This window comes from Streptomyces sp. OR43 (assembly GCF_008042275.1).
Classification (GTDB): domain Bacteria; phylum Actinomycetota; class Actinomycetes; order Streptomycetales; family Streptomycetaceae; genus Streptomyces.
On the sequence record NZ_RDBK01000043.1, the window covers coordinates 1915564 to 1925618 of the forward strand.

The window sequence follows — 10055 nt, forward strand, 5'->3', positions numbered from 1 at the left end:
GAGCGAGGAGGACTGGGACGCGGTGCTGCGGACCAACGTCACCGGCGTCTGGCTGGCCATGAAGCATGAGATCGCCCACATGAAGGAGAACGGCGGCGGCACCATCGTCAACATCTCCTCCAATCTGGGCGCACATCTGAGAATCCCCAACGCCGCCGCGTACATCACCTCGAAGGCGGCGGTCTCCGCGCTGACCCGCGCCGCGGCGCTCGACCACATCCACCAGGGCATCCGCATCAACGCCGTCAGCCCCGGCGCCTCCGCCGCCCCGGCTCGCCGTCGTCGCCGTGGACGGTGGTGGTCCCGGAGGTGGGGGCGATGCCGTTGGCGCCGTTGATGAAGCGGTTGCCCCCGGCGGTCAGGAGTTCGCGTCGAAGCCGTTGACCATGTCGAGGTACGCGACGCCGCTGCCGTTGCCGCTCCAGGACCAGCCGATGTAGCCCACTCCCAGTGACTGCGCGGTCGCCGCTGGGCGTGCGCCACGCACAGGATGATCGGACCGGAGCGCCTCAGGTGGTCCCGCTCGCCGGGGGCGCGCCCGTCAGGCCGAGGACCCGCTGTCGACGACCAGATCGGTGCCGACCACCGAACCGGCCGCGGACGAGGCGAGGTAGAGCACCGCTGCGGCCACTTCCCCGGCCTCCGCGAGCCGGCCGAGCGGATTCTCCGTCTTCACCCGCTCGGCCCGGTCCGCCTCGGTCTCACCGGGCCGCAGCGACATGGGGGCGGCGGAGGCGCCGGGGCTGACGGCGTTGATGCGGATGCCCTGGTGGATGTGGTCGAGCGCCGCGGCGCGGGTCAGCGCGGAGACCGCCGCCTTCGAGGTGATGTACGCGGCGGCGTTGGGGATTCTCAGATGTGCGCCCAGATTGGAGGAGATGTTGACGATGGTGCCGCCGCCGTTCTCCTTCATGTGGGCGATCTCATGCTTCATGGCCAGCCAGACGCCGGTGACGTTGGTCCGCAGCACCGCGTCCCAGTCCTCCTCGCTCACCTCGCCGACGGGGCCGGCGCCGCGGAGTATCCCGGCGTTGTTGACCGCGATGTCCAGCCCGCCGAAGCGGGTGACGGTCTCGCGTACGAGGTTCTGGAGCCGGCCGGAGTCGGTGACGTCGACGGTCACAGCGGCAGCCGTGCCGCCGGCCGCCCCGATGAGGCCGACCGTCTCGTCCAGGGAGGCCACGGTGCGTCCCGCGGCGACCACGGACGCGCCTTCGGCGGCGAAGGCGAGTGCGATGGCACGGCCGAGGCCGGAGCCCGCGCCGGTGACGAGGACGGTCCTGCCGGTGAAGCGGTTCATCTCGGTGACTCCCTGGGTGGTGGACTACTGGGTGCGTTGGTTCATGCAGGCCACGACGAGGAGGGCGGCTCCTGTCGCGGCCAGGGCGGCGGCGTCGCTGCCGAGCGTGAGCAGGGCGGCGAGGAGGACGGTCGGGCCGCATTCCATCGCGGTGTTCAGCACGCCGCCCGCGAGCCCGGTCTGCCCCGGCGGTACGCCTTCGGCGGCGAGGACCGAGGCGCCGGCGAAGGAGGCCGCGGTGCCGGCCGGCAGCAGCACGAGGCCCGGCAGCATCCCGTACGCGTAGCCGGTGTGCGCGTCGAGCCCGGTGAGCGCGAGGAGGATGAGCCCGGCCGCGGCCGTGCCCATTCCGGCGGCTGTGACGGCCCGGGGCCCGTACCGCCCGATGAGCGGTCCCGCCGCCCGGCCCGAGGCGATCAGGGCGACGGCGAACGGCACGAAGGCGGCCGAGGTCCGGACCTGGGACCAGTCGCGCACCTGCTGGAGGTGGAGCGACAGGACCACGAAGGTCAGCGCCGTCCCGCAGGCGCTCAGCGCGATGGCCAGGAGGGCGAGGGACCGGCGCCGGCCGAGCAGGAACCGGGGAGGCAGCAGCGGGTCGCGGACCCGGCGCTCGGCGTACCGGAACGCGGCCAGCAGGGCGATACCCCCGAGCAGCGGTACGAGCACGGCCGCCGATGACCAGGGCCGGGCGTCGGTGACGACGAGCCCGTAACTGGCCAGGGTGATCCCGGCGGTGGCGAGCAGGGCACCGGGCAGGTCGAGACTCCTGCCGGGGTCCGGCGCGGTGTCCGGCAGCAGCCTGCGCGTGAGGGCGAGGGCGGCGAGTGCCACCCCGATCGGCAGGGCGAAGGTCCAACGCCAGGAGAGCAGCGCCGAGATGACACCGGAGAGCAGATTGCCGGCGGTCGCGCCGAGTACGGAGAGCCCGCCCCAGGTGGCCATCGCCCTGCCGTACTCGGGCGGGGAGGGGAAGACGGCGCGCAGCACGGCCATGGCAGCTGGTGCGACGAGGGCCGCGCCCGCGCCCTGGGCGAAGCGCGCCGCGAGCAGCCCCCCGATGCCGGGGGCGAACGGGGCGGCGGCCGAGGCTGCCGCGAAGAGCACGAGTCCCGTGGTGAGGGTGCGTCGCCCGCCGTAGCGGTCGGCCAGGCGTCCGCCGAAGAGCACCAGCCCGGCGAAGGTCAGCCCGTAGGCGGCGCTGAGGAGGATCAGGTCGGCGCGTTCCAGGTCCAGTTCGCGCCCGATGCGGGGCAGGGGAACCGCGAGGGCCGCGAGCGTGAAGATCAGCGTGGTCTGGACGATGCCGAGAAGCACGAAGGCGTATCGGTACCGCGTGCCGACGACGCGGGCGGAGCCTCTGGCGGTCATATCTCCCCCTGATATTTGACCGAACGTTCCATTATTCGGGCGCGCGAGGAGCACCCTCGGAGGCACTCGATGACATGCGGCGGCACTCGGCGGCACCCGCCGACTCCGTCGCGCGTGATTCAGTCCAGCAACGTCAGCGCCTGCTCGGCCGCGTCCCGCACCCGGGCCGGATCGTCCGACGCCTTGCCGACGACCCGGATGCCCTGAAGCAGGACGAGCAGCATGCGGGCCAACGCACGCGGATCACGGTCCCCGGGAAGCTCACCCTGACACTGGGCCCGCACGAGCGCGGAGTGCAGCGGGGCCTCCAGGCGCTCCCAGCTGATCTCGACCCGACGGGCCGCCGCGGGGTCGTGCGGGGCCAGTTCGGCCGCGGTGTTGGTCACGAAGCAGCCGTTCAGCCGCCCTTCCGGGGAGGCCGCCTCCGCAGCGAAGCGGCGCACCACCGCCCGCACCGCGGGAAGGGCGGGGCCGGGCTGCGACAGCTCGACCAAGAGCAGCGGGTCACGCGTCTCGGCGTACCGGTCCATGGCCTTCAGATACAGCTCGTTCTTGCCGCCGAAGGTCGCGTAGATGCTGGCGCGCCCGATGCCGAGGTGCTCGACGAGGTCCGCCACCGAAGTCGCTTCGTAGCCACGCCGCCAGAACAGCTCAAGGGCCGACTGCAGCGCGGCGTCCGGATCGAATTCCTTGGTCCTGGCCACGTCGAGGACCCTAGACCTATCTGGAACGCTCGGTCAAATAACACTGGACGCAACCGGGTTCACACGCCCGCCCGTCAGGGTCGGCGCGGGTTCGAGGAGTTCCGAAAGTTTCGAAGCAATCCGTGACCAGGAATGGATCACCCACCCCACCGCGCTCGACCGGCAACAGTTTCCGCGCACGTGAGTTACGCCTTGAACTGCCAAAACGATGTCGACGGCGCCCTTTCGTCCAGGCCGAAGGTTTCGCAACTCCTGCCGAAACTATTGACAGTCGTGAGGGGCAGACCAAGACTCCGTGATCGGGCCGGACAGCCTCTGCCGGCTACCGCATGAGCCCAACCACGCTCTGGAGCAGCCGTGTTGGGGGTTTCGACAGGACCCGTCCGGCACCGCTCCTACGTAACAGCCCCTGGAGGAAACCGATATGAGCGCACCCGTGCCATCGCCTCGCAGACGCAGCCCCGGTCGCTTCATGACCCTGCTGAGAAGCTCCTGGGCGATCGCCCTGGCCGCGGTCGCCGTGCTGCTGCTGCCCAACGCCGCCAGCGCCGACACCGTCGTCAACGCGAACCAGACCGGCACCAACAACGGTTACTACTACTCGCACTGGAGCGACGGCGGCGGCTCGGTGTCGATGACGCTGGGCTCGGGCGGCAACTACGGCTACCAGTGGAGCAACGTCGGCAACTTCGTCGGCGGCAAGGGATGGAGCACCGGCGGACGCAAGTCCGTGAACTACTCCGGAAGTTTCAACCCGTCGGGCAACGCCTACCTCGCGCTCTACGGCTGGACCACCAACCCGCTGGTCGAGTACTACGTCGTCGAGAACTTCGGCACGTACCGTCCCACCGGCACCTTCAAGGGCACGGTCACCAGCGACGGAGGCACCTACGACATCTATGAGACGACCCGGGTCAACCAGCCCTCGATCGAGGGCACCAAGACCTTCAAGCAGTACTGGAGCGTCCGCCAGTCGAAGCGGACGGGTGGCACCATCACCACGGGCAACCACTTCGACGCCTGGTCGAGCCACGGCATGAGCATGGGTTCCTTCAACTACATGATCATGGCGACCGAGGGCTACCAGAGCAGCGGCAGCTCCAACATCGCCGTCAGTGAAGGCAGTTCGGGAGGCGGTACGGGCGGTGGCGGCACGGGCGGCGGTACCGGCGGTGGTACGGGCGGCTGCGCAGCGACGCTTTCCGCAGGCGACAAGTGGAGCGATCGCTACAACCTGAACGTCTCCGTCACCGGCGCCGGCAACTGGACCGTCACCATGAAGGTCCCTTCGCCCGAGAAGGTCCTGTCCACCTGGAACGTGAGCGCCGGCTACCCGGACAGCCAGACCCTCGTGGCCAAGTCCAACGGCAGCGGCAACACCTGGGGAGCGACCATCCAGACGAACGGCTCCTGGACCTGGCCCACGGTCACCTGCAGCGCAGGTTGATCCACCCTTGATCCACCCGGGTCCGCAGTGACCCTCACCTTCCCGTGACCCGACCTTCCTCACGCGCCCGGCCGCGCTCCTCGGCGTGGCCGGGCCTCCGCCACCAGGAGGACCCCCATGCATCTCCTTCCCCGCCGTCGCCCGGCCGCCCTGGCCGCCGGACTCGCTCTCACCGCGACGGCCTCCCTGGGCCTGACCGCCACGGCCGCCGCTCCCGCTCAGGCCGCCGCCTGCAACGGCTACGTCGGCCTGACCTTCGACGACGGCCCGTCCAACGACCACACCCCCGCCCTGCTCAACGCCCTCAAGCAGAACGGCCTGCGGGCCACCATGTTCAACGAGGGGCAGTACGCCGCCTCCGCCCCGAGCCAGGTGCAGGCCGAGATCAACGCCGGCATGTGGGTCGGCAACCACAGCTACACACACCCGCACCTCATCCAGCAGAGCCAGGCCCAGATCGACTCGGAGGTCTCCCGGACCCAGCAGGCCATCGCCAACGCGGGCGGAGGCACGCCGAAGCTGTTCCGGCCGCCGTACGGCGAGACCAACTCCACCCTCAAGGCCGTGGAGGCCAAGTACGGGCTGACGGAGGTGATCTGGGACGTCGACTCGCAGGACTGGAACGGCGCGAGTACTGACGCGATCGTGCAGGCCGTGGGACGACTCACCAACGGTCAGGTCATCCTGATGCACGAGTGGCCGGCCAACACCCTCGCCGCGATCCCGCGCATCGCCCAGTCACTCGCCTCCCGCGGCCTCTGCTCCGGCATGATCTCCCCGCAGACCGGACGGGCCGTCGCGCCCGACGGCAGCACCGGCGGAGGCGGAGGCAACGGTGGCTGCAACGCGACGCTCTCCGCCGGGCAATCGTGGAGCGACCGCTACAACCTCTCCGTCTCCGTCACCGGCGCCGCCAACTGGACGGTCACCATGAACGTACCGGCCCCCGAGAAGATCCTCTCCACCTGGAACGTCAGCACCGCCTACCCCAGCGCCCAGGTCCTGACCGCAAAGCCCAACGGCAGCGGAAACACCTGGGGGGTGACGATTCAGACCAACGGGTCCTGGACCTGGCCGACGGTCTCGTGCACCACGGGCTGACGGTCTCGCGCACCACAAGCCGGCGGTCTCGTGCCCTACGGGCTGACGACCTGCCGCACCACAAACCGACGGTCTCGTGCACCACGGGCTGACGACCTGCCGTACCACTCTTCGCCGGACGTGGCCGCGGCCCGTRACCACCGGCGCACTCTGCGCGCATCGCTCGATCCGGTGGTGACGGGCAACGGCGACCGGCTCCGTTTCGAGTCCTTCTCCGGGCGCGGAAGGCGCCCTCGCCACGCGGCGGAGGCGGAGGCTTCATCCCGTACGCAACGCCCCGGGCGCCGGAGTGGCATCGCGTCGCTGCGCGCCCGGCTCCGCCGGAGTCCGCAACCCGCCGGGGCCGGGGCGCATTAGGGTCGGCCTTCGGCCACCACGTGCGCGGCCGGGAACGAGGGCTCGGCCCGGGAGAGGTATTCGTGAACATCGTCGTGCAACGCGGTGCGATCGCCGTGGTGCAGGTGCTCGGCCTCGCCGTGTGGTTCTCCATGTCGGCCGTGGTTCCCAGCCTCCGGACCGACTGGGGACTCACTGCCGGGGGCGCGGTATGGCTGACGGCCTCGGTACAGATCGGCTTCGTCGTCGGTGCCGTGGCCTCGGCCACCCTGAACCTGGCCGACCGCGTCCCGCCGCAGCGTCTGCTCGCCGCCAGTGCGGCGGCAGCCGCCGTCTGCACCGTGGTCCTGGCCTTCGCCGCCGACGGGTTGACCGTCGCCATCCCGCTGCGCTTCATGACGGGGATGTTCCTGGCCGGGGTCTACCCCACCGGAATGAAGCTGATGGTCTCGTGGTCCGGCAGTGCCGGACGGGGCAGGACGATGGGCGTCCTCATCGCCGCCCTCACTCTTGGCTCCGCGCTTCCCCATCTGATCGCCGGAGTGGGATCACTGCGCTGGCGCGACGTTCTGCTCGCCGCCGCGGCGGCCGGGTTCGCGGGTGCCGTCATCGCGCTGCTCTTCGTCCGGCCCGGCCCCTACGCGGCGAAGTCCGCGCCCGCCCGCAATCCCGGGTATGCGCTGACCATGTTCACCGAGCGCGGGCCACGGCTGGCCAACCTCGGCTACTTCGGGCACATGTGGGAGCTCTACGCGCTGTGGACGTGGATCCCGTCCTTCCTGCTGGCGACGCCTGCCGCGGAGAGCCTTCCGGGTTCGGTGGAGGTCACCGTGTTCCTCACCATGGGCCTCGGCGGGGTCGCCGGCTGTCTGCTGGGCGGCTGGGCGGCGGACCGCTTCGGCCGCCCGCCCGCAGCCATGGCGGCTCTCCTTCTCAGCGGCCTGTGCTGCCTGGTCTCCCCCTTCTTCTTCCCTTCCTCCTCGCTGCTTCTGTTCGCCTTCTGCATGCTGTGGGGCGCGGCCGTGATCGCGGACTCGGGGGTGTTCTCGACCTCACTGAGCGAGGTCGCCGACCACCGCTACATCGGCACGGCCCTCACCGCCCAGACCGCCATCGGCTTCGCCCTGACGGTCATCACCATCCAGCTCACCCCTCTGCTGGCCGAGGCCGTCGGCTGGCAGTACGCCTTCCTGCTCCTGGCACCGGGGCCGCTGGCGGGCGCGATGGCCATGCGGGCGTTCGGCAGACACGCGAGCGCACATCCCTGACCGCTCCGCCGCGTCGGGGCAGGCAGGCGCGTCGGCCCGGTGTGAACCGTTCCCACGCGCCTGCGAACCGCACAGCGTCACGGCGACGGAAAGGAGGGAAGGTCAGCGTTGCAGGGTGAGGACGCCCGGACGCCACGGCAGGCGGTTGTACTCGCCTCCCGCGTTGGGGTCCTTGCCCTGGTAGAGGAACTGCAGACTGCACGGGTCGATGGTCATGGACTGGTCGGGGTTGTTGCGGACCAGGTCACCGTGACTGACGTCGTTGGTCCAGCCGGCGCCACTGTTGGCCTTGCCCGCGAAGGGGTTGCTCTCACTGGCGGCCTGCGGGGTCCATGACCCGTTCAGGCCGGAGGCCGTGAAGGAGCGGAAGTAGCGCCCGTTCGCGCCCATCGCCTCGACGAGCATGAGGTACTGGTTCTGACCCTGGACCTTGTAGACCTGTACGCCTTCGAAGAGGTTGGCCTTCGTGTCGCTCATGACCGTCGTGTACGAGGAGCCGAAGTTGCCCGGGAAGTTCCCGATCGGCATGCTCGCCCGGTAGATCTTGCCGTTGTCACCGGCGAAGAACAGGTACATGTTCTGGCCGTCGGCGATCAGGGTCTGGTCGATCGGGCCCGTGTCGGAGCCGGAGATGCTCCCCATGAACAGCGGCTGCGGAGAGGACCAGCCGTTGGCGTCGGTGGGGTCGCTCGACGTGCGGTAGACGAAGGGCGAGGCACCCCACTGGTACGCAAGCACCCAGATGTTCTTCGGCGCGAAGTAGAACAGCGTGGGCGCCACCGCGGCCTGGCCCATGCCGGTCTGGCCGGCCGACGCCATGTCCGACCAGTTCGTGAAGGGACTGAACATCATCGAGCCGTACGACGATCCTGACACGTTCGACGCGTAGACCAGGTGCCTGCCGTTGTGCGTCACGGTGGTGAAGTCCTTCACGGCGGCCCACCCGTTCGCCGGCTGCGCCAGCACTCCCGTCGATGTCCAGCGGTACGTCGACGGAAGAGAACATGTGCCGTCCGTCGGCGGGGTCCCGGTCAGACCGGCCCACTTCTGGTTGCTGCCACCGTTGCACGTCCACAGCTGAACCGCCGTGCCGTTGGCCGTACCGGCGCCCGCGGCCTCCAGGCACAGCCCGGACTCCGCTCCAACGACCGTGCCGTCGGAGTTCACCCGCCACTGCTGGTTCGCACCGCCGGAGCAGGCCCAGATCTGCACCTTGGTACCGGCCGTGGTGGCATGGCCCGGAACGTCCAGGCACTTGTTGCCGTACACGGTCAGCTGGTTGGCGTCCGTCGACGTCCACTGCTGGTTGGTTCCGTTCCAGCAGTCGTAGATCTGCAGGGCCGTGCCATCAGTCTGGACGGCACCCGGCACATCGAGGCACCGGCCCGAACCGGCACCGCGTAAGGCGCCACTGGCAGCCGCCTGAGCCGGGGTGGCGACGAGCATCGCCGCCATCGCGGCCAGGGCCGCGACCACGGCGGCGAGCACCGCGGACGGATGCGTGCGGCTGAATCTTCCTCTGCGCATGGGGACTTCCTCCACGTTGAGTAGATGTTGCCGGCCGGCCTCTCCGAGGCCGGCTTCCCGTTCCCTGACAGCGCCAACTTGGCGCGTTCATGACATACAAATCCCCGACAACTCCGCGTACGCCACACTCGGGCAGGACGACCGGGAGCGCCCGGCCACGGCATGGAGCGACTCGACCTATTCGATATATCGAACAAGGGTCGAAATGTCGAGCACCCCCATGATAGGGAGCCGGTGAACAACGTCAATACGTCTCGCATGTATCGACGTTGATGGCGAATGCTTTCGGGGACCCGCGCACGACGCCTAGCCCCGGGTCAATGGTCGGATCACGCCCGACTCGGCGCCCGGGCGGAGGCGATCCGGCGCCGTTCCGGACCGCAAGGACTGCACGTCGGCATCGGAACCTACGGTCGCGAGGGCGATGCCGCGACACGCTCGACTCTGGCGCATACCGAAACTTTCGAACGAGGAGGCCGTCTCCGGGCTGCGGGCCGATCGGGCGTTTTCGGACGTGCCGGTTCGCATGGGCGCACGGCTCCCCGAGAACCGCGCGACTCGGCGCGCCGCTGACGGCGACGGCGACGGCGACCAAGGACGGGGAACGGACCCCGTCGGCGACCGGCCGCCCCGCCACCGCGGCGTCAGGTCCACGCGAGGTCAGCGATCAGGACGCCGAGGACAAGAGCCGCACGGCCGGCCCGGTCATGACCGCCACCCGGCCCACATCTGCTGGCGTCCCCCGCCGCTCGCCTCGATGCTGTTCCCTGCACCGTCGGTATCCCCATTCCGAGAAGGGCCCTTTTGTGCATGGACGAACCCTCTTCGGCGGGCAGCATGCGCTCCCGTCTGGCACTGCAGGCAATCCAGGAGCTGTTGGAGTCCCAGCGGCGCCGGGTCACGGCCTATGCAGGCCTTCACGCGACCGGCCCTCCCGCCCCCGCGGACTCGCCCACACCGGCCACGCCGGCCCCTCCCCCGCCCTCCGGCCAGGAGGGAGG

The 10055-nt window shown here is 70.0% G+C and carries 8 protein-coding genes and 1 pseudogene; 4 read left to right on the plus strand and 5 right to left on the minus strand.

All coding sequences use genetic code 11. The features are described 5' to 3' along the window. Window positions 1-283, plus strand: a pseudogene (locus EAO72_RS27405) (SDR family NAD(P)-dependent oxidoreductase); the annotation flags it as partial. Window positions 284-358: 75 nt separating this feature from the next. On the opposite strand, the gene EAO72_RS43370 reads toward EAO72_RS27405, so the two are convergent. The 4 genes from EAO72_RS43370 to EAO72_RS27425 form a co-directional block, all read right to left on the minus strand. Continuing rightward, window positions 359-487 (minus strand): hypothetical protein, encoded by a 129-nt coding sequence (locus tag EAO72_RS43370; RefSeq protein WP_261991497.1) that lies wholly within the window; start codon window positions 485-487, stop codon window positions 359-361. Between the two features lie 54 nt (window positions 488-541). Next, the gene (locus EAO72_RS27415; protein ID WP_148019857.1) at window positions 542-1300 is read right to left on the minus strand and encodes an SDR family NAD(P)-dependent oxidoreductase; all 759 of its coding nucleotides are present in this window, start codon (window positions 1298-1300) and stop codon (window positions 542-544) included. Between the two features lie 24 nt (window positions 1301-1324). Beyond that, window positions 1325-2671: an MFS transporter gene (locus EAO72_RS27420; RefSeq protein ID WP_148019858.1), complete on the minus strand. Its 1347-nt coding sequence runs from the start codon at window positions 2669-2671 to the stop codon at window positions 1325-1327. A gap of 119 nt (window positions 2672-2790) precedes the next feature. Beyond that, on the minus strand, window positions 2791-3375 hold the full coding sequence (locus tag EAO72_RS27425; RefSeq protein WP_148019859.1) for a TetR/AcrR family transcriptional regulator: 585 nt from the start codon (window positions 3373-3375) through the stop codon (window positions 2791-2793). Window positions 3376-3847: 472 nt separating this feature from the next. Between EAO72_RS27425 and EAO72_RS27430 the strand changes: the two genes are divergently transcribed. The 3 genes from EAO72_RS27430 to EAO72_RS27445 all read left to right on the plus strand — a co-directional run bounded on the left by EAO72_RS27430 (window position 3848) and on the right by EAO72_RS27445 (window position 7527). Continuing rightward, entirely contained in the window at window positions 3848-4822 is a 975-nt protein-coding gene (locus EAO72_RS27430) for a glycoside hydrolase family 11 protein (RefSeq protein ID WP_410090509.1), read from the plus strand. Window positions 4823-4939: 117 nt separating this feature from the next. Next, on the plus strand, window positions 4940-5923 hold the full coding sequence (locus tag EAO72_RS27435) for a polysaccharide deacetylase family protein (RefSeq protein ID WP_148019861.1): 984 nt from the start codon (window positions 4940-4942) through the stop codon (window positions 5921-5923). A gap of 419 nt (window positions 5924-6342) precedes the next feature. Further along, on the plus strand, window positions 6343-7527 hold the full coding sequence (locus EAO72_RS27445; RefSeq protein WP_148019863.1) for an MFS transporter: 1185 nt from the start codon (window positions 6343-6345) through the stop codon (window positions 7525-7527). 102 nt (window positions 7528-7629) lie between these two features. Here the strand turns inward: EAO72_RS27445 and EAO72_RS27450 are convergent, their stop codons facing one another. Then, on the minus strand, window positions 7630-9054 hold the full coding sequence (locus EAO72_RS27450; RefSeq protein WP_148019864.1) for a non-reducing end alpha-L-arabinofuranosidase family hydrolase: 1425 nt from the start codon (window positions 9052-9054) through the stop codon (window positions 7630-7632). Window positions 9055-10055: the final 1001 nt, after the last annotated feature.